Annotated in this window: 16 protein-coding genes; 6 read left to right on the top strand and 10 right to left on the bottom strand. The window is 59.5% G+C overall.

What is annotated here, in order from left to right; all coding sequences use genetic code 11:
• Window positions 1-22: 22 nt before the first annotated feature.
• Entirely contained in the window at window positions 23-160 is a 138-nt protein-coding gene (locus HYG82_RS21310; RefSeq protein ID WP_179259168.1) for an antitoxin VapB family protein, read from the bottom strand.
• A 119-nt stretch (window positions 161-279) separates the two neighbouring features.
• Here HYG82_RS21310 and HYG82_RS21305 point away from each other — a divergent pair, with 119 nt between their 5' ends.
• The gene (locus HYG82_RS21305; protein ID WP_179259167.1) at window positions 280-1,908 is read left to right on the top strand and encodes a potassium channel family protein; all 1,629 of its coding nucleotides are present in this window, start codon (window positions 280-282) and stop codon (window positions 1,906-1,908) included.
• Here HYG82_RS21305 and HYG82_RS21300 read toward each other — a convergent pair whose 3' ends face one another.
• The gene (locus HYG82_RS21300; RefSeq protein WP_179259166.1) at window positions 1,909-2,862 is read right to left on the bottom strand and encodes a TIGR03557 family F420-dependent LLM class oxidoreductase; all 954 of its coding nucleotides are present in this window, start codon (window positions 2,860-2,862) and stop codon (window positions 1,909-1,911) included. It abuts the gene before it with no gap.
• 193 nt (window positions 2,863-3,055) lie between these two features.
• On the opposite strand from HYG82_RS21300, the gene HYG82_RS21295 reads away from it, so the two are divergent.
• From HYG82_RS21295 to HYG82_RS21275, 5 genes are all read left to right on the top strand, one after another.
• Window positions 3,056-5,050 (top strand): histidine kinase N-terminal 7TM domain-containing protein, encoded by a 1,995-nt coding sequence (locus tag HYG82_RS21295; protein WP_179259165.1) that lies wholly within the window; start codon window positions 3,056-3,058, stop codon window positions 5,048-5,050.
• 113 nt (window positions 5,051-5,163) lie between these two features.
• Window positions 5,164-6,153: an ABC transporter ATP-binding protein gene (locus HYG82_RS21290; RefSeq protein WP_179259164.1), complete on the top strand. Its 990-nt coding sequence runs from the start codon at window positions 5,164-5,166 to the stop codon at window positions 6,151-6,153.
• Window positions 6,150-6,923, top strand: a complete 774-nt coding sequence (locus HYG82_RS21285) for an ABC transporter permease (protein WP_179259163.1) — start codon at window positions 6,150-6,152, stop codon at window positions 6,921-6,923. Before HYG82_RS21290 ends, HYG82_RS21285 begins: the two co-directional genes overlap by 4 nt.
• An 83-nt stretch (window positions 6,924-7,006) precedes the next feature.
• Window positions 7,007-8,365: a tRNA pseudouridine(13) synthase TruD gene (gene truD / locus HYG82_RS21280; protein ID WP_179259162.1), complete on the top strand. Its 1,359-nt coding sequence runs from the start codon at window positions 7,007-7,009 to the stop codon at window positions 8,363-8,365.
• A gap of 505 nt (window positions 8,366-8,870) precedes the next feature.
• A complete protein-coding gene (locus HYG82_RS21275; RefSeq protein ID WP_179259161.1) occupies window positions 8,871-10,625 on the top strand; it encodes a carbamoyltransferase family protein in 1,755 nt (584 codons plus the stop codon).
• Window positions 10,626-10,698: 73 nt separating this feature from the next.
• Here HYG82_RS21275 and HYG82_RS21270 read toward each other — a convergent pair whose 3' ends face one another.
• From HYG82_RS21270 to HYG82_RS21235, 8 genes are all read right to left on the bottom strand, one after another.
• Window positions 10,699-11,883 carry an NAD-dependent epimerase/dehydratase family protein gene (locus HYG82_RS21270; protein ID WP_179259160.1) on the bottom strand — a complete coding sequence of 395 codons (1,185 nt, stop codon included), beginning with the start codon at window positions 11,881-11,883 and terminating at the stop codon, window positions 10,699-10,701.
• Between the two features lie 410 nt (window positions 11,884-12,293).
• A complete protein-coding gene (locus tag HYG82_RS21265; RefSeq protein ID WP_179259159.1) occupies window positions 12,294-13,940 on the bottom strand; it encodes a glycosyltransferase family 2 protein in 1,647 nt (548 codons plus the stop codon).
• A 112-nt stretch (window positions 13,941-14,052) separates the two neighbouring features.
• Window positions 14,053-15,468 (bottom strand): endo-1,4-beta-xylanase, encoded by a 1,416-nt coding sequence (locus HYG82_RS21260; protein WP_179259158.1) that lies wholly within the window; start codon window positions 15,466-15,468, stop codon window positions 14,053-14,055.
• A gap of 1 nt (window position 15,469) precedes the next feature.
• On the bottom strand, window positions 15,470-16,543 hold the full coding sequence (locus tag HYG82_RS21255; RefSeq protein WP_179259157.1) for a WbqC family protein: 1,074 nt from the start codon (window positions 16,541-16,543) through the stop codon (window positions 15,470-15,472).
• A gap of 106 nt (window positions 16,544-16,649) precedes the next feature.
• Complete coding sequence (locus HYG82_RS21250) at window positions 16,650-17,330, bottom strand: PIG-L deacetylase family protein (protein WP_179259156.1); 681 nt, start codon at window positions 17,328-17,330, stop codon at window positions 16,650-16,652.
• 192 nt (window positions 17,331-17,522) lie between these two features.
• Complete coding sequence (locus HYG82_RS21245; protein WP_179259155.1) at window positions 17,523-18,503, bottom strand: DUF2334 domain-containing protein; 981 nt, start codon at window positions 18,501-18,503, stop codon at window positions 17,523-17,525.
• A gap of 237 nt (window positions 18,504-18,740) precedes the next feature.
• The gene (locus HYG82_RS21240) at window positions 18,741-19,262 is read right to left on the bottom strand and encodes a DUF8173 domain-containing protein (RefSeq protein WP_179259154.1); all 522 of its coding nucleotides are present in this window, start codon (window positions 19,260-19,262) and stop codon (window positions 18,741-18,743) included.
• Window positions 19,259-19,453 (bottom strand): hypothetical protein, encoded by a 195-nt coding sequence (locus tag HYG82_RS21235; protein WP_179259153.1) that lies wholly within the window; start codon window positions 19,451-19,453, stop codon window positions 19,259-19,261. The genes HYG82_RS21240 and HYG82_RS21235 overlap by 4 nt, the downstream gene beginning before the upstream one ends.
• Window positions 19,454-19,537: the final 84 nt, after the last annotated feature.

Raw genomic sequence — 19,537 nt, 5'->3', positions numbered from 1 at the left:
TCCTCGAGTGTCGTCCCGTCCGTCACCAGCGAACGACGTCGCTGAACCCCTCATTTTCCGGCTTTTCAGCACGGAGTCGTTCCAGCGCATCGTCCGCCAGTGAGATCGTCTTTGTGCCAGTCTCCGTGTCTGTGGACGCCCACGGTTCGTGAAAATTCATCGGGAGGCGGTCTCCGATATCAGTCGAACCTACTGACTGAATCGACTCGAGGAACGTACTCCAAGCAGTCCGTTCGACGTTTCCGAAGCTACAAACCCTTCGGAAGTCACGTACCGGTGATGAACAACTGGTGGCGGCGAATCGTGCTCTCAGTGGTCGCCGTTCTCGGGCTCGTGGCGGTGTACGCGAAACTCTACCAGCTGGGGATGGCTGCCTTCGAGGGGGTAGACAAGACGTACATCGAATCTGTCCAGACCGTCATCGAGACCCTTACGACGGTCGGATTCGGGGGGGACGCGCCATGGGATAGCACTGTGATGAATCTCTTCGTGATCGGCATGATCCTCACCGGCGTTTCGCTCGTCTTCCTCGCGCTCCCGCTGATCGTCGTCCCGCTGTTTCAGGAAGCCCTCGAGGACCGACCCCCGGAGGAAACTGACCTTACCGATCACGTCGTCATCTGCTCGCACACGCCGCGATCCGACGTGCTCGCCCAGGAACTCGATGCGGCGAACATCCCGTACGTGTTCATCGACGACGATCCCGAACTCGTCGTCGGCCTCGACAACGAAGGAACCAGCGCCATCTACGGCGAACTCGATCAGGAGGACACGCTTCGCGCGGCGAACGCCGAGGATGCCCGCGCGCTCGTTACCGACATCGACGACGAGACTAACGCGATGGTGATCCTCACCGCACGGGAACTCTCGAGCGATCTTCGGATCGTCAGCGTCGTCGAGGACGTCGATGTCGAGAGTTACCACCGGTACGCCGGCGCCGACGAAGTCGTTCACCCGCGGCGGGTCCTCGGTCAGAGCCTCGCGAAGAAGGCGACGACGACCGTCTCGGCCGAACTCCACGATACGATCGAGTTGAGCGAAGATCTGGCGGTGACCGAATTGCTCGTCCAGGAGTACAGCGACCTCGTCGGACAGACGATTCCGGAGTCGGGTATTCGAGACCGGATGGGGATTACCGTCATCGGCGCGTGGTTCAACGGCGAGTTCGTGGCCGTTCCCGGCACCGACCACCGGATCGACGGCAACACGATCCTTCTCGTCGCCGGCCGCCGCGACGACCTCTCCGAACTGAAAGCGAGGACGGTGTCAACCTTGCAACATCGTCAGGATCGCGTCATCGTCGGAGGGTACGGCATCGTCGGCCATACCGCGGCGGAGACCCTGACGACCGACGGCGTATCGACCTGTATCATCGATCACGCAGACGTGCCGGGTGTCGATATCATTGGGGACGTCACCGACGAAGAAGACCTCGAATCCGCCGGCGTCGACGAATCGCGGTCGATCATTCTCACGGTGGACGACGACGCGACGACGATCTACGCGACGCTCGTCCTGAAACAGGTAGCACCCGACGTCGAGATAATCGCACGGGCCAACGAGACCGAGAACATTCCGAAGCTCTACCGTGCCGGTGCGGAGTACGTCCTCTCACTGTCGACGGTGACCGGTCGGATGCTCGCGTCGGTGCTGATCGAGGACGAGGAGATTCTCACGCCTGAGACGCAGTTCGAACTCGTCCGGACGTCCGCGCCGCGGATCGCCGGCCAGAGCCTCGGCGACGTCGACTTGCGAGCACGGACCGGGTGTACGATCGTCGCGGCCGAGCGCGGCGACGAGTTGCTGACCGATCTCGGTCCAGAATTCGTGGTCCGCGAGGACGACACTCTGATCGTCGCGGGAAGCGACGACGCGATCAATCGGTTCGTCGCGCTCGCGACCGACTGATCAGAACGACGGCAAGACCTCCTCTGCGTAGAACTCGAGTGCCATCTCCTGCTCGGGGCCGATCTGATGGACGTAGACGTGGTCGTAGCCCGCGTCGGTCGCCTGTTCGATGCTATCGATGTGGGCCTGCGGGTCGGGGTCCGTGGTCGTCCCGGCTTCGGCGATGTCCTCCCGATCGACCATCTGCGCAGCCTGCTCGAAATGCGCCGGTGTCGACAGCTCCTGTCCGAGTTCCCCCGGAATCGAGCCGTTCGGCCACTGTTCGTAGATGGTGTCGATCGCTTCCTCCTCGGTTTCCGCGTAGCAGCCGTGGAGTTGCGTGTACGTCGGCCCGTCGCCGCCGGCCCCCTCGTAGGCGTCGACCGGTGTCTCTTTCGGCCCGGAACACCAGAGACCGTCGGCATGTTCGGCCGTCCATCGGGCGGTCTGTGGCCCGAAGGCGCTCGCGATCGTCGTCGGCTGCTCGTCTGGAACGGTGTAGAGACGCGCGTTCTCGACCGTGTAGTGGTCGCCGTGGTGGCTCGTCGTCTCGCCCGTCCACAGTTGCGTCATTACGTCCATCGCCTCGTCGAGCTTCTCGAGGCGAACGTCATGTTCGGGCCAGCGCTCACCGGTGACGTGTTCGTTCAGGTTTTCGCCGGTGCCGACGCCGAACGTAAAGCGGTCGCCGAGCATCTCGTCGACGGTGGCGACGGCGTGGGCAACGTTGACCGGATGAATCCGCGTCGTCGGACAGGTAACGCCGACGCCGACCTCGATGTCGTCGGTCACCGTCGCGATGCCGCCGAGCGTCGACCAGACGAACGGAGATTCTCCCTGGGCCGAAACCCAGGGGTGGAAGTGGTCCGAAATGGAGACGAAATCGAAGCCGACCTCTTCGGCCCGTCGTGCGATGTCGACCAGTGCTACCGGACCGAACTCCTCGCTCGAGAGGGTGTAGCCGAGCTGGGTCATTCCCGATCCACTACGACGAATTGGGGGGTAACGGTTGAGCCTGCGAGGGCAGGACCCGGCCGGGCCGATCGAACCGCGAACGGAGCCGCATCGATCGTTCGCGACCCGAGAAGGAATCCGACGCATGCTGTCGGATGGCCACCGTCTTTATACAGTCGTGAAGCGCATTCTACAGGAGACAGTCGTTCCCCCTATGACGTGGCAACTGACGCCATATACGGTCCCGCTTGCGCTGGCGACACTCATCGGTATCGCTGGCGCGACTATCGCGTGGCGACACCGATCGGGGCCGGTCGAGACCTGGTCGATGTTCGCGCAGGCAACGAGCGCACTGTGGGCTCTCCTGACGGTTCTGACCGTCTCGAGTGTCTCGAAGGGTCTGAAGCTGTTCTGGTTGCAAGTGTTCTTGGCAACCATTCCGTTACTGATCGTTTTCGCAACGGGTTTCACCCTCCATTTCACCGGTCGCGGCGAGTGGCTTACCCGCCGCCGACTCGGAGTTCTCTTCGCGTTTCCTGCCGCGGTGCTCGTCCTCACGATGACGAACGACGTGCACGGACTCGTCCTCGTCGACACCCACATCGATTACGGCACGTACCGTTTTCTCGACTACATCGATTACGGCTCATACCGTGTCCTCGAATACCAATGGGGGCCAGGTGCCTACGCATACTTCGCGCTATCGTACGCGATCGCAGCCGTCTACTGCGGACTTCTCTTTCTGAAGGTCTTGCGCTCGCGAAACGTCTATCGACGGATCTCGTTCGTCATATTCGTCTTTGCCGCCGGTCTCGTGTCGGCTACGGTCCTATCGGCCGTACAGAAGAGTCCATTTCCGCACTTCATGCTGTTACCGTTTGCGAATCTCGGGTTAGGCATCCTGCTCTTTCTCGGGACCACCAGCATCAGGTTCGCCAGATTGATCCCAGTCGATCGCATCCTCTCGATACTGAGTTCGCGATACGGGGACGTGGTTCCACTTGCGAGGGACTTCATCGTCGAAGCGGTCGATAACGGGATCCTCGTTCTGGACGAGAACGATCGGGTCGTTGACATCAACGCGACCGCAAAGAAAATGATAGGAAGCAATCGCCCGGTCGGCAAACATATCGCGGAGATCATCCAGTCCGAAGCAGTGGTTCAGGCCGGTGAACTCGACGGAATTCTCGACGGATCGGAACCGGTCGACGAAGTTCGGGAAGAAGTATGGATTCGAATCGGCGACAACGAGTTGTGTTACGACGTTCGGATCTCGGCAATTGGGTCGGACGATGAGCCTGCTGGACACGTGGTCCTACTCCACGACATCACCGAGCAAAAGCGTCGCGAGGAGCAGCTCCGGGCACGGGAACGGGAACTCGAACTCCAGCGAGACCAACTTGAACACCAGAACGAGCGCCTCGACCAGTTCGCGAGTATCGTCTCTCACGATCTCCGAAATCCGTTAAACGTCGCTCAGGGTTATCTCGAGACGATGCTGACCGGCGTCGATGGGTCGGCCGATGGCGAACGAGAGACGGGCGATGCGCCCGAGGAAGTGACCGTCCGCGTCGAGTACCTCGAGGAAGTAGCGCGGTCTCACGATCGGATGGAAAACATCATCGAGGATGCACTCGCGCTCGCACGGCAAGGAAAGGCGATAACGGAGACCGAGACAGTCAGTCTCACAGCCGTTGCCGAGCAGGCGTGGGCAAACGTCGAGACGGAAACCGCGACGCTCGTCGTCGAGGACGAGTGTGGGGTGGTGTCCGATCGGGACCGCCTCTTGAACGTCTTCGAGAACCTGTTCCGGAACAGCATGGAACACGGAATGCCCAGCGACGTGGCAGCTGACGACGAACACGCGAACCTGACCGTTCGCGTCGGTCGGCTCGAGGATGCCCAGAAATCGGATGCCGGGGACGACAGTAACGGTGAGGGCAGAAACGGATTCTACGTCCAAGATAACGGCTGTGGGATCCCTGACGATGAGAAGGAGTCAGTGCTCGACGAAGGATACACCACGGCCAACGACGGAACCGGGTTCGGCCTCGCGATCGTCCGGGACATCGTCGTCGCCCACGGGTGGTCGATCGCGGTGACAGACGCCGACGACGGCGGTGCGCGATTCGAGATGACGGGAATCGAGCTGGTCGATACCACCGAACTGGAGCAGTCGTCTGACGCCGCCGAACTCAAGCGACAGTGAACCGGGTACTCGACTGGCTCCCGGCCGCCACCGAAACGTCGGTCAGTGTCTCGACAAGATTCGACGACTCCCGAAATCGAACTCCTTACCAGCACCGCTCGGAAATTACCTGTATGACAGCCGTAGTCGAAGCGACAGACCTCGAGAAGTCCTACGGCGAGACCGATGCGCTGGCTGGAGCTTCACTCTCGGTCGAGCGCGGCGAAGTCTTCGCCCTGATCGGCCCGAACGGGGCCGGGAAAACGACCCTCGTGCGTGCGCTGACGGGGACGACTGAGCCGGACGACGGTACGGCACGGATCCTCGGCAACTCGCCCACGGCCGTCGATCGCAGCCGAATCGGCGTTCTCCCACAGGAGTTTTCGCCGCCGGGACGGCTCAGCGCCCGCGAACTGCTTTCCTACTACGCCGGACTCTACGACGACGCACGCGATTCCGACGCCGTTCTTGCGGCTGTCGGCCTCGCCGATTCCGGCGATACCTGGTACGAAGAGCTCTCCGGTGGCCAACAGCGTCGGGTCTGTGTCGGCTCTACACTGGTCAACGACCCGGATCTCCTCTTTCTCGACGAGCCGACGACCGGTATCGATCCCGCCGGCCGCCGCACCGTCTGGCGGCTGATCGAGGAACTCACCGAGGGCGGGACGACCGTCATCCTGACGACTCACGATATGGCCGAAGCGGAACGACTCGCCGACCGAGTCGGGCTGCTCGCCGACGGACGTCTCGTTGCGCAGGGAACACCGGCAGAGCTCGTCCGCGAACACGGCGGCTCGAGCCGCCTCGCGATCGAAACAGGGGCTGACCTCGAGGCGTTCGCTGACCTCGATCACCCGGTCGAACGGCCGGAACACGACCGTGGCCGGGCTCCGGGTAACGCCGTCGTCGTTCGCAACATCGAACCCGCCGAAATCGGGACGGTCGTCGATTACCTCGAGGACCGAACCATCACCTATACCGAACTCTCGTGGACCGAGCCCGACCTCGAAGACGTGTATCTCACGCTGGCGGAGCCAACAGAACACGAACGGACCGATCGGTTCGAGGGACGGGATGGCGGAGTCGGTGAGACGGATCTCGCGCGGACGGGTGAGACCGCGTGAGCCGAACAAGTCGCGTGCGAGCAGAGACCAGTGCGGGCTGGCGGTCGTTCGTCCGCCGGCGGACCGCAGTTTTTTTCACCTTCTTCTTCCCGGTGATCCTGATCGTCATCTTCGGGGCGCTGGTTCGGACGGACCCGACGGGAGAGGGGCTGTTTACGGAGCCGCCCGCCTACTACGTACCCGGCTATCTCGCAGTTGTCGTCCTCTTTACCCCCCTGTCTCGGATGGGAAGCGAGGTGGCACGCCACCGGGAGGGGAGTCGATTCGAAAAACTCGCGACGACGCCGCTCTCTCGCGGGGAGTGGCTGCTGGCTCAGACGGTCGTTAACGCCGTCATCATCGGGCTGGCGAGTCTTCTCATACTCGGTCTCGTTATCGTCTTAACGGGCGCGGAAATTGCCTTCTCGGTGCTACTGATACCGTACATCTTGATCGGTGTCGTCTGCTTCTGTGGCGTCGGCGCGATGCTCGGTAGCTACACCGATTCGCAGGACGGCGCGGTCGCCGCCAGTAACGCGATCGGACTCCCGCTGTTGTTCCTCTCCGAGACGTTCATCTCGCTCGACCAACTCCCCAACTGGTTCGGACCGCTCGTGAACCTCTCGCCGCTAACCTACTTCGCCCGGGGCGTGCGGGCTGCGACGTTCGCGGGCGCTGAGACGACTGACATAGCCGGCTTCGATCCCGTCGTCTCCAACCTGGCGATCCTCGCCGTCGTGGCCGTCGTCGCGTTTGCGCTGGGCGCGCAGTCGATTCCGCAGACGGACTGACACCACCGCACCACCGCAGTAGATGGGCACGTTCTCGAGAACGAACCGATTTAGGTCCCGCACTCGAACTCCCGGCAACCAGCATGCGCCCAGGCCACCCCACAGAGCAGGCAGTCGGCATGGAACACTACGTCAGCGATACCGACGGCATCGGCGGCCGCCTGCGAGAGGACGACGACCACTTTCGGGTGCACGAACTCGAGCGCTTCGACACCGAACCGCTCGACGCGCCGACGGACGCCTATCCTCATCTCGTCTTTCGGGCGACACTGCGCGGATGGGACACCAACGACTTCGCCGCGCGGGTCTCGGATGCGCTCGGAATCTCCCGCGAACGCGTCGACTGGGCCGGGACGAAGGACAAGTACGCTGTGACGACGCAGTTGTTTTCGGTCTACGGGGCCGAGCCGGCGGACCTGCCGGACATAGACGGGGCTGACGTGACGGTGCTGGGCCGATCCGGACGGGGGCTCGAGTTCGGCGATCTCGCGGGAAACGAGTTCGAACTCGTCGTCACTGACCCCGAGAGGCCAGAGAACACGGCTCCGATCACCGACGAGTTGGCGGCGTTCGGCGGTCTCGAGTCGGACGGCACGACGAGCAAGTCAGCAGTCTCGATCGCCGTCCCCAACTTCTTCGGCCAGCAGCGCTTCGGCAGCCGTCGCCCGGTCACTCACGAAGTGGGCCTCGCGATAGCGCGGGGCGACTGGGAAGGAGCGGTGATGGCGTACCTCGGGAACCCGACGGCTGCGGAACCCGAGTCTACACAGGAGGCGCGCGCGTACGTCGAGACAACTCGAAACTGGCAGGATGCGCTCGAGCGCGTCCCCAACCGGCTTCGCTACGAGCGCTCGATGATCCACGCCCTCGCCGAGTGCGACGGCGAGCCCGGCCCCGACGAGTTTCGCACCGCCCTCGAGCGTGTCCCCTCGAACCTCCAGCGGCTGTTCGTTCACGCCGCTCAGTCCTACGCGTTCAACCTGATGCTGAGCGAGCGCCTCGAGCGCGGGGTAGCGTTCGATCAACCGGTTGCGGGCGACGTTGTCTGCTTTTCGGACACCGACGCCCCCGACGGACTCGAACTGCCCGACAGCGATCGGCTCCAGCGTGTCGACGAGCGCCGGGTCGATTCAGTAACCCGCCACTGCGAGCGCGGCCGAGCGTTCGTCACAGCCCCGCTGGTCGGTACCGAGACGGAACTCGCCGACGGGGTACAGGGCGAGATCGAACGGTCCGTCCTCGACGACCTCGGTCTCGACCCGTCGGACTTCGATCTTCCCGGCGAGTTTTACTCGACCGGAACGCGACGAGCGCTGCTCGTCCGGACTGGTATCGACATCGAAACTGAACCGCTCACGCTCGCGTTTGCGCTGCCGAAGGGATCCTATGCGACCGTCGTCTGTCGAGAGTATCTGAAGGTCGACCCGGTTCACTTGGGATGAGTCGATTCGGTTCGCACCAGCCAATTCGTGCCCACCCGAGTCGGGCGATTACTCTCCAGGGTGCGTCGGGAACCGTTTCGGGCACGATACCCCCGAATCAGGTTGGATAGATTATGTATATGAATTCAAATATAATGGCCCAATATACTCAATTTTTTATAGTAATGGCTAACGGTGATACCATCGCTCGGGACTGGATACATTTCAATCGCCAGTTCGGCACCCCCAACCCGCAATTTCTCTCCCCTTGCGCGCACCAAAACGGATCGGCTGTATCGATTACGCGCCTACTAGGGTAAAGCCCTAATTCGCGCAATCAAGGTCCTGTAAAGTAGAATTCCGCGATCAGATCGCCGGTCACAACGACAGTTCCTTCCCGGATAATCAGCCCACAGACCGCACAGAGACGACTGCGACCGTTTCCGCCACTATTTGTATGAATCGCCGAACTAACATGCCAGTTTCACAAAACTTACTTAATAGAAGAAATAACACTACCAAATACATGGCCTATGTTCTTTCATTTAAGCCAGCAATCGGGCTGTACGGGCAACACGATCCGAGTGCCGCTCTCTTCGTCGACGGCGACCTCCGGTTTGCAGTCGAAGAAGAGCGACTGACCCGGGAGAAACACGCCACAGATACGTTTCCGGAACAGGCTATCCGAGCCTGTCTCGAGAGCGAAGGAATCGAACTCGCCGATCTCGAGAAAATCGTGCTTCCGTACGATCCGCAACTCCGAACGAAGATACTCGGCCATTATCTGGGTAATTCGGTCCATCGCGATAGCACGCTTCGAACGGTATCACACCTCTTCAACGTGACCAAAGACCAGTTCGTCTCCCGCTACCTGCCGACTCAACAGGTCGAATCACGACTCAAACGGATCGGGACGCCGCTTCCGTCCATCGAACGTCGCTCACACCACGCGTGTCACGCAGTGAGTGCATTCCATCCGTCGACGTTCGAGGAAGCGCTCGTTCTCACCGTCGACGCCAAAGGCGAGTACGATTCGACCGTCGTCTGGCACGCGACGACGGACGGACTTTCCCGACTTCGCACATACGACCATCCGAATAGCTGGGGGCTATTCTATGCCGCTGTCACCGAGTACCTCGGGTATCGGATGTTCAACGGAGAGGGGAAGGTGATGGGGCTCGCCCCCTACGGGGAGGACGACCCGGAAATCGAACGGCTCCTCCGAGACAAAATCGAAACCGGCGTCGATTACGACGTGACGGCGCTTACCGGACGGTGGGGGACGGAGTACGGAGTGCGTACACTTGAGGAACTGTTCGATCGGCCACGCTCGACCACCACCGACGAGTTCGATCAGTTCGAGAAAAACCTCGCTCACACCGCACAGAAACTCCTCGAGGAATCGATCACGGCCATCGTCGAGAAATACATCGAGTATGTCGAGACCGGCAACGTCGGACTGGCGGGTGGCGTCGTCCTCAACTGCAAACTCAACAAAGCAATCAGGGAACGGCCGTCGGTCGACGACCTGTTCGTCCAGCCGGTCGCACACGACGCCGGCCTCGCGCTCGGTGGCGGCTGGATCGATCAGCGTCCTGATCAGGTCGAACCGATGACCAACGTGTATCTGGGGCCCGAGTACGACACCGACGAGATTCGGTCGCTTCTCGAGACGAACAAGGTCGACTACTCCGAACCGAAGGACCTCGAACGAACCGTCGCCGAATTGCTCGCCGACGGGGCACTCGTCGGCTGGTTCCAGGGCCGACTCGAGATGGGACCGCGAGCCCTCGGCAACCGGAGCATTCTGGCGGATCCACGGACCGTCGAATCTCGCGACCGAGTGAATCGGTTCGTCAAACACCGCGAAGGATGGCGTCCGTTCGCACCGTCGATGCTCGAGTCGGCCGCCGACGAGTATCTAGAAAACGCGACTGAATCGCCGTACATGATCAACACGTTCGACGTTGCTCCGGCGCATTGTGACGACGTAACCGCAGTTCTCCACCCTGCAGACAACACCACCAGACCGCAGACCGTTCGCAGAGACCAGAACCCACGATACTACCGGCTGCTCCGGGAGTTCGAAGACATAACTGACGTTCCCGTCGTGCTCAACACGTCGTTTAACGATCACGGCGAGCCGATCGTCAACACACCGGTTGAGGCGCTCAAAGACTTCTACGGGATGGGACTCGACGCGCTCGTTCTCGAGGATCTCCTCGTCACGAAACGCGACTCGATATCGGTCGATACCGAGCGTCGTCCGAACCGTGAGTAGTGAACCAGGCTGCGACCGACTCCGTTTTACACAGATACAGCGCGAATGCCACGACTTCAGTCGTGGAAGGACGTCAGATCTGTTTCGCTAACCGTTTAATACCGCTCTCGAGATCGATCTCCGGTTCGAAATCGAGAACCTCGTCTAGTTTCGATACGTCCGCACAACGGCGGTCGACAGTGTACGGCCGCGGATGGTCTACGAATTCGATTTCACCGCTTCCGATCGTATCGACGACCGTACGGGCCAGTTCCGCGATGGAAACTTCGGTTCCCGACCCGATATTGAACGTCTCGTTGACACCGGTGGGACCGAGCGCCTGAATAGTCGCGTCGATTGCATCGTCGATGTACGTGAAGTCTCGAGTCTGTGATCCATCACCGTGGACCGGTACCCGTTCGTCGTTTTGGGCGTGCGTGATGAATCGAGGCACCACGTAGCCGTATTCCGAGGACTCCTGGCGCGGTCCGTAGACGTTGAAGTATCGCACGATCGTATAATCGATACCGGCTTCTCGACAGAACGCCTTCGTATAACGCTCGTCTGCGAGTTTCGCTACGGCGTAATTCGTTTTCGGCGACTTCTCGTCGGTCTCCCCGTACGGTGGGTCGATGAGATCACCATACACTTCGGAAGTCGAGGTAAACAGAACGCGGTCCACGTTGTGTTCTTTTGCGGTCTGGAGAACTGTTTTCGTGCCTTCCATGTTCACCTCGAGCACTCCGAGAGGGTTCTCGAGCGTCCGTCGTACACCCATCATAGCGGCCATGTGCACCAGAACGTCGACCCCATCGACGAGGTTTCCAACGGTATCTTCGTCAGTAATATCACCTTCGACGAGTTCGACGTTCGAATCGACGTTGTCCGCCGAACCGGTCGAAAAGTCGTCCAGAGCGATGACGTCGTTCGCTGTCGTCAGCCGATTTGAAAGATGGCTTCCGATAAATCCCGCGCCACCGGTGATGAGAATTTTTTTGTCAATCAACTCGTCTGTCCCGGTAGCCGTCTGCGAGTGCGATCTCGAGGGTTGTGCTACCGCTTCGTCGGGATACACTTCAGCATCCGATTGCACGGTTAGCCCCGAGTTCGCGTCGTCAGTAGTAGTGTTAGCAGCCACTTTATTTCGAACGGTCGTCTCCGCTTGTGAACTATCAGATTGTTCTAGTTCGCCCTGCTTGGTATCAGCGGACGTATCGACAGTAGTCGTGATTTCGTGTGAGTTTCCGATCTCCTCCCCGGCAGGTGTATCCCCTTTCATCCACCGGGTACTTCGCTACGACACCCTTTGTTATCTATATGATATCGCAATAAAAGTATTTCAAGCAACGGTAAAAATAGATTATATCGACGTTAAAGTACGCTCTTCTGAGAAAATGGAGAATACGACGTCTTTGATTGGGTAGCCGATCGGAAGGGGTCCGCTCGGAAAGTGACCGACCAGCTATCCCCGAACAGAACTGGATCACCACCAATCGACGATTCGACGGATTCCGAACGGCACGGTGAGTATACTGACGGTCACGGATCGGTCGACCCGACGACGGTGGGGACGTACTGGAAACCGAAGTCGCGAACGAGTCGGCCGAATGGTGAGGAAAATATCCAGTAACGAACCGGTCCAGGATATCTCCTCGCAGAGCGACCACACACGGTGGGAGAGGAGAGGACTTACTTTCGCCAGTTTCGGTTTCCGGTAACGACATCCGTCGCAACCCGGAGATACGTATACGTTAGCACGGGCATCATCATCGTTCGGATCAGAACGAACGGGACGAAGTTCCGAGCGAAATGAACCCGCTTCGATCGCGTCGCTATCACGAGAACCGTATACAGCGTCAGCTCCCACAAGACGAGAAATCCGACGATCTCGAGGCCGATCACTCCGAAGTACGATAAAACGAGGAAGACGAGAATCGTCGTCGGATACAGACCATCGATGAGCCGGGCCGTGATCGCACGTCCCAACGGCGGTTGGACCGACGCTGCATCATCGTCCGACGAACTCGAGTCGGCCCGCTCAGTTTCGCCGTCAACCGTCGCTTCGTCAGTGTCAGTGTTCGATTCAGCCGAAACCAGGCGATCCGCATCCTCCGTCACCGCAGGTGAATCAGGGCTGTCGGATTCGTCCGGTGTATCCGACTCTGACCCTGAATCAGTCTCTTTGACGTCCATATCGAATTCGAATTGCGTCTCTGTATCGACTGATTCCGGTTCGGATTGCGTCTCTGTATCGACTGATTCCGGTTCGGATTGCGTCTCTGTATCGACTGATTCCGGTTCGGCCCGATTGCCATCAGAGCCGTTCGGTTCCGTTTCCGTCTCACGTTTGCGTTTTCGATAGCGGGTCGTGAGGCCTTTGAAGTAGTAGGCGCTCTGGAGGAAACCGGACCCCCACAGATAGTTCTGTTTGAAGGTCCGCTTCAGGCCAGGAATATCGGACCGCATGTACGTGTCTTCGACTTGGACGTTTTTCCAACCGCGGTCGCAGAAGGCGAACCCGATGAAAATGTCCTCGCTGTTAGTAAGATCGTTCCCGAGGGACTCTTCGTAGTCGTCGAAAACGGACACGAGTTTCGCCCGGTCATACATGACCGCACATCCCACGGGGAACAGTCCCGAATCGAACAGTCGAAAGAAGCCGTCGCCGAAGAATCGTTGTTCGACGTGATAACTGACGTTTCGGTACTGGACGACCGGTGCGTTGCTCCGGAAATATCCGAGCGGTCCGGACCGCGATTCGGCCGCGTCGAGATCGTCCTCGATATGGGTGCGTGTGATGCTTTCAGCCGGCAGCAGATCGCTACTGAAATCGTCGTGAAATTCCCGCTTCGAAGCCGTTTCGGTCGGATACGCGATTCCGAACGAGCTGGCCACGTCCGACTCGATATGTGGAACGAGCACTCGTTCGAGGTAGTCGTCGGCCTCGAGAAACGTATCAGCATCGAGAACGAACAGCGTATCCGTCTCGACGGAGCGGGCAACCTCTTTGACGCCCACGGTCTTGCCCATCGGTTCGTCGTGTTGCCACACCTCGATCGACACGTCGAGTTCGTCGTCTAACTCTCGCGTGATCGTTGCCGTGTCGTCGGTCGACCCGTCGTCAACGACGATAATACGGTCGGGAGTGACCGTCTGAATTGCAAGCGATGATAACGCGTAGGGGATGGTTCGTTCTTCGTTCAGCGCGGGAATAATCGCCGTAATCGTCGGACGGTCGCCCCCATCCGCCAGCGGATACGACTGGCGCGATTTGAACAATTTGGCGTACGATGCGAGCAGCGCGGACAGGCCCGGAAACGGAAGCGGCGTAGCCACGATTTGTTAGTCCCCCCTTCGGTCAGCCATCGATAAATACAATAGTATACAGATATGTATATTTTTATGATCGGGGCCGAAACGAGTTTTCCAGTATTCGTGTCATTCAAAATTATATTTGCAGTCGTATCGTTGCGGTTCGGTCGGTCGGCTCCTCGAGTGTGAGTGTCGTAGACGTCGTCGCATTGCCGACGGTCGCTGAAATCTCGTACTCCCCGAGAACAGCCGTCGTCCGAAAGATGCCATCGTCGCCCGTACGACCCTGTACGTCCGTCCACCACTCGTCGAACACGAGATCGGTGTACACGTCGTAGGCCGGTTTCTTCGACCAGTCCGACCGGAACAGCGGCGCGTTTCCGTGCCAATGGAGCTCGTCCCAGAACCCCCACATCAGAAACCCTTCGACAGCGGGATGGCTAAACACCGTTTTGAGGAATGTGTAGAAATATTTTGCTTCCATCGACTCCGACCACTCGTCGCCCCACGTATCGTACTCGTGTATCTGGATCGATGAGACTCGGTCGGCGAATCGGTCAATCGTTTCGAGCAACTGCGTCGGCGTCCGACGTTGGTCTGGACTCCAGTGGTGGCACTGAAACCCAAGTCCCTCGAGCGGAGCCTCTCGTTCGAGGAGATACTCGATCAGGGCTTCGAACTCGTCTTTGTGTTTCGTCTCGTCTCCGGCCAGAATGCTGTACTCGTTGATATACAGTTGTGCGTCGGGATCAGCTTCCGCTGCGAGTTGAAACCACTCGGCCGTTACGGGCGTTCGCGTAGGTGGCGAATCCGGATCGATGACCGACGTCATCTCGTGTTCTTCGATCTGCTCGTTGAGGACGTCCCATTCCGTGAACCCGGGGACGTCTTCGTAGTAGCCGACGATATCTCGAATGTGGGATTCTGCCTGGGTTTCGATGTACTCGCCGTCGCCATCGTCCATCGCCTCGACGACGTCGTCCGGAATCGCTCCCTGGTCGCGTTTCTGCCAGAGACAGGTGTGCCCCCGCATTTCCAGCCCTTGCTCGAGCAGCCATTCGGTGGCCGCTTCGGCTCGGTCGCGTTCTGCTGGGACGTCCCAGAATCCCCATTTGTGGTGGTTTTCCAGGACCACCTTGTTGAACAGGTCCTGAATGACGGTTCGATAACGGTCGTCGTCGTCAGTTTCGTCGACGAGATACGCCGCGTCGACGGCCGTTCCGAACCCGAACTCGTGACCAACCATGGAGACATCGACAGTCGCATCGGCGACCGGATCCTCCCCTTCGTCGAGGACGGTGACTGTCAACTCCGCGGTCCGGTTGGTTTCGATTCGCTCGTCAATCTCGTCTTCTCGGGGCATCGACAGTTCGACGTCTTGCTGGCCATCATCGGATCGATTCCGATAGACCGCGTACCCACCGACACCGCCTGCGCCCGCCACGAGGGTCCCAAGGGCCTTTCGTCTGGAAAGACGAGAGGCTTCACCGTCGAACGTTGATTTCGCGTCCGCTGCATCACACCCGGCAGATCCCGATCGATCGTCCGTCATTTTACGATTCCCGAACGTATCGCCCCGGATTATCAGTGTTGTACAGGACGTCGAGCGCGCACACGTTACCGTCTTCCCACGATGGCGTCCAATCCTGTATCAAAACGTCGATACCCCGTTCATCGAACGGTTTCTCTTCGAGGTAGTTCTCGTATCCGACCTCGCCGGAGAGGTACGCGTCGCCGTCGAAGTGATCGGTCAAAAGAGCGAGATAGTCGGACGGGTTCCCAGGATGGTCGAGGTTCAACTCGCTAGAACGAACGATCGTCGACGTGACGCCGAACCGCTCGAGGAGTTCTTCGACGAGCGGGACCGTTATGTCGGCCAACGTAACGTCGGACAGCCACCGCTCGGGGTCGACGCCATCGAGGTTCCACAGTTCGTACAGCGGTAAGCGATCGATATCGCGATTCTGCCCGATCGATTCCGAGAGTTCCACGAGCGTTCGGTTGCGTTCCACCTTTGCGTCTCGACAGGCAGCCGTCGCAGTTTCGAGTCGGTCGTCGATTTCCGACGCGTCCGCCAGCAAGTCATCAATATCGGCGTCGGGATTCGTTTGTTTCCGCTCGCTGATCCGTTCGTTGAGACGCTCTTTCTCGGCACGGAGGTGGGCCACCTCATTTTCCTCGAGTCGTCGTCGCCACGTCCTATCCACACGGACCCATTCGTCTATCAGGCTACCGACATCGGGGTCCGTCGTGAGTTTGCGTATTCGATCAGTGTTGTCGCGGAGCGTCTCCGGATCGATGACGGAGAGACAGAGGCGCCGGTAGAACGGTGCGAGGTCGTTCGCCTCTGCACCGTACTTTCCGACGAGCGTCTGGAGGTGCCTCGCGGGCCACGGTACCGACATATCGATCCGCGCATCCGTGATCAGCGTGTTCTGGCCGTTATGAGCGATCGGAATCGTGAGCCACTCTTTGTCGTAATAGTCGATATTGGCGCGATGATGACGTGACCGTCGAGAAAATTCGACATCGTCGTAGATTACGAAGATATCGGCCTGTTGGGCCCGTGCAAGGTAATGCAACCGCGGATAGTAGTGTGGCTGGTACACAGCGACAGTTTCACTCATTGCATAAGGCACGCTAACGGCCCGCCTTTACTATATTACACCTTTTACCAGTTAACAACTATATAATGCGGCGGCTATCGTCGCGACCCTTACGTTCGCGCCGGGATCACCGACGTTCCAGGAGCAACTCGAACGGTTCGGCCGCAAGCAGACCCGATTTGTCTCCCCAGACTTTGGCGTTGTTTCGAATGCCGTCGGGATTTCGCGGATGCGGACGGTCGCGCATCTCGCTTTCGTACGCATTGATCGCATTCATTTTCTGTGTCAGATACTCGTCGATATCCACGAAGGTCGTCGGCTGAAACGCGTTATCCGCCGATGGCATGCCCCACTCGGTCGCCGAGAGCGTCTCGAACGAAAGGATTCTATCGACTGGCGAGTCGGTAGTGGGGCGAGCGGCGGTCCGTACGGCGCGGGCGACGAGTTCGTGGTCGATGTTGAGATCGCCGTAATGATGCGTATAAATCACGTTCGGTTGAAACGAATCGATCTTCGATTCGACGTCGCGAACGATATCGATGAGTGCGACATCATCGAGTTGATTCCCCCAGTAGTCGAGGACGGTCAGGTTCGATACGCCGAGGATGTCGGCTGCTGTCTCCGCTTCCGCTCGCCGTTCCGCTCGCCGCTCCATCGCGGTTTCCGTCTCCTGTTCGTAACGAGCCATAGCCCCGTCACTAACGAGGAAGACTTCGACCTCATCGCCTTCAGCAGCGTGTTTAGCCAGCGTCCCCCCCGCGCCGAGTGCTTCATCATCGGGATGTGCAGCAACACACAACACCTTCATTTTCTATTTCATTTTCGCATACTCGATTAAATTATAGTGGTGGTAAAGAAACGCTGGCGGGTGATTCGTCGCTCGGACGGTGCGAATTTCAGACCAGAGGGGACTACGCAGGCCGAGCGCTTCTTGCCGACCGCTCGAGGGGGCTCCTACACCGACTATCGAATCCCATTACGGCCGGCGGCCGGACCGCCTTCACCGATCGGTGTCGTAGACCCGCTGGTCGTCGGTCGACGTATACGACCAGCCGTTGCCCGTCTCCGTCAGCCGCCCGTCCCGTTTCGCGTCGGCGAACTCCTCGAGCGTCAGGAACAGAACGTCGTCGTGGCGTTTGACGTACCGAATGAACGCCCGGAGGTGCTCGAGGCGCCGCTCGCTGTCGAACGTCCAATAGTGAAGCCCCTGTACGTACACCTCACCGTTCCTGTATGCGTTTTCGAACTGGGAACGAAGCGTTCGTGGATTGTGGAACGCGTTGGTGTCCCAGTTCTCGACGAACCCCTGGTCTTCCGGAAGGTGGACCACGGACGCAGTTTCGAAGGGGTCGGTTCGGCCGTAATAGGACTCCGTAAACCAGCCCCCACCGGCGACGATGGAGAAATTCTCCGCGGCGAGAGCGTCGACTGTCGCGTTGTCATAGGTCGCGTACGGTGGGACGAACGACCGTGGCGTCGTGTTGAGACAGGCGGTCATAATACGTTTGCCCTCGTGGATCCGCTCTCGCTGTTCGTCCATCGGCAGGCCGCCGAATTCGCTTCTAACGGTGGATTGGCTCCCGTTCGTTCGAGGAGCGCCCTCGTCGTTTGGCTCGTGGCGGTATCCGTGGAGCGAGTACTCGATCAACCCTGGATTGGCTCGCGACTGGCGTCTGAGATTGCGACAGAACGACTCGTTAGCCGCAATCGATTCCCCGTTTTTCGTCGGGATAACCGCGTTCGTAACCGGTACCTCCTCGTCGATGAAAACCTGATTCACCGATCGACGGAGATCGTCGCTGTGACCCGGTTCGATGTCGTCGTTTCGAAAGACGACGACCGACCGATACTCGGCACCCTCGGAGAGTTCGTACGAGTGATGGTGTGGGAGGTGATACATCGGAAACGCAGGAACGACGACGGACGATACGAGTAGCACACTTACCGCGATGACCAGAAGTACCGATCGTCGCCTGTCCATCGGCCGGTCGTACCGACTCTGCAGTGATATTTATCGTCCAGTTAATGCACACGATTCGATCGAATCTCGTGTGCTGCCGCCGAAACCGTACGAAAGCACATCGAGAGCGACGGTCGAATGGCGAGGCGAGTATTCGGTTCCCGATCAGTGCCGACCCGTCGTCCGTCCGATGGAAGGAACTTCACCGAGGAAGCAAGGCGCTAGGCGCATGCGTGTCCGATATATAGGGGCTTCTCGCTACTCGAGATAGTTCCGAAGGACGGCACCGAAGCCGGCGGCACCGATACAGATCGAGAGCAGGCCGCCGACGGCGGTCACGACGAGGATTCCGTTGATGGCCGCCGCGACCACCAGCGGCTTCAGCCAGCCATCTTCGCGTCCTACTAACCGATCTGCGATCGCAAGATACGCGATCGCTGCGCCGATCGCCCAGACGAGAAACGCGAGTATCAACAGCGGAGCCGCGACGAGTATTCCGATGACGGTAAGTATTAGCACGACCGCTACGAAACCGATCGCGAGCAACGAGAGGATCCCGTACGCGAACGACCCGATCGGATCATCGAGGACGACAGTCATCATTCGTTCAGTGTACGCTGGGACGACGGCCACCATGATTGCGCCGACGACGAGCGTCGTCAGGAACGCCGAGACGGCCCCGCCAAAAATCCCGTTGGTCGTGCCGATGTCGACGTTGACCCCGGGACCAGTCTGCGCGAAGTGCGACACTGTCGCCGCCCAGTGATCGAATCCGATCATATCGAAGGGAGAACTTCCAGGTCATTAAATTGGAGCGTCGCGTGCAACACCGCAAGCGTTGGGTGCTCGCCGCACACAGGATGCATACCGCGTCTCGACAATGCGACGCCGAGCGCTGAGAGGATGCCGACGACTGTCCACGTTCCTGTTGACATGTCGTCGTCCGCCGCATTCTGTACGTCCTGTGGCATTTTTCTTGAGAGTGCCCGAAGAGAGCGGGAAATCAATTGCCTCGAGTGTGAACCGGCCGTCACGAAGGGGCGCGATACTGTCCA

This window comes from Natrinema halophilum (assembly GCF_013402815.2).
GTDB lineage: Archaea > Halobacteriota > Halobacteria > Halobacteriales > Natrialbaceae > Natrinema > Natrinema halophilum.
This window is presented reverse-complemented; position numbering and strand designations above follow the sequence as displayed.

Excerpts from the sequence above, each read along its gene's own strand:
- HYG82_RS21250 (WP_179259156.1), bottom strand. The coding sequence starts at position 17,330 with ATGAAGGTGTTGTGTGTTGCTGCACATCCCGATGATGAAGCACTCGGC.
- HYG82_RS21275 (WP_179259161.1), top strand. The coding sequence starts at position 8,871 with ATGGCCTATGTTCTTTCATTTAAGCCAGCAATCGGGCTGTACGGGCAA.
- HYG82_RS21260 (WP_179259158.1), bottom strand. The coding sequence starts at position 15,468 with ATGACGGACGATCGATCGGGATCTGCCGGGTGTGATGCAGCGGACGCG.
- HYG82_RS21300 (WP_179259166.1), bottom strand. The coding sequence starts at position 2,862 with ATGACCCAGCTCGGCTACACCCTCTCGAGCGAGGAGTTCGGTCCGGTA.
- HYG82_RS21290 (WP_179259164.1), top strand. The coding sequence starts at position 5,164 with ATGACAGCCGTAGTCGAAGCGACAGACCTCGAGAAGTCCTACGGCGAG.
- HYG82_RS21240 (WP_179259154.1), bottom strand. The coding sequence starts at position 19,262 with ATGATCGGATTCGATCACTGGGCGGCGACAGTGTCGCACTTCGCGCAG.
- HYG82_RS21235 (WP_179259153.1), bottom strand. The coding sequence starts at position 19,453 with ATGCCACAGGACGTACAGAATGCGGCGGACGACGACATGTCAACAGGA.
- HYG82_RS21245 (WP_179259155.1), bottom strand. The coding sequence starts at position 18,503 with ATGGACAGGCGACGATCGGTACTTCTGGTCATCGCGGTAAGTGTGCTA.
- HYG82_RS21270 (WP_179259160.1), bottom strand. The coding sequence starts at position 11,883 with ATGAAAGGGGATACACCTGCCGGGGAGGAGATCGGAAACTCACACGAA.
- HYG82_RS21295 (WP_179259165.1), top strand. The coding sequence starts at position 3,056 with ATGACGTGGCAACTGACGCCATATACGGTCCCGCTTGCGCTGGCGACA.
- HYG82_RS21255 (WP_179259157.1), bottom strand. The coding sequence starts at position 16,543 with ATGAGTGAAACTGTCGCTGTGTACCAGCCACACTACTATCCGCGGTTG.
- truD (WP_179259162.1), top strand. The coding sequence starts at position 7,007 with ATGCGCCCAGGCCACCCCACAGAGCAGGCAGTCGGCATGGAACACTAC.
- HYG82_RS21305 (WP_179259167.1), top strand. The coding sequence starts at position 280 with ATGAACAACTGGTGGCGGCGAATCGTGCTCTCAGTGGTCGCCGTTCTC.
- HYG82_RS21310 (WP_179259168.1), bottom strand. The coding sequence starts at position 160 with ATGAATTTTCACGAACCGTGGGCGTCCACAGACACGGAGACTGGCACA.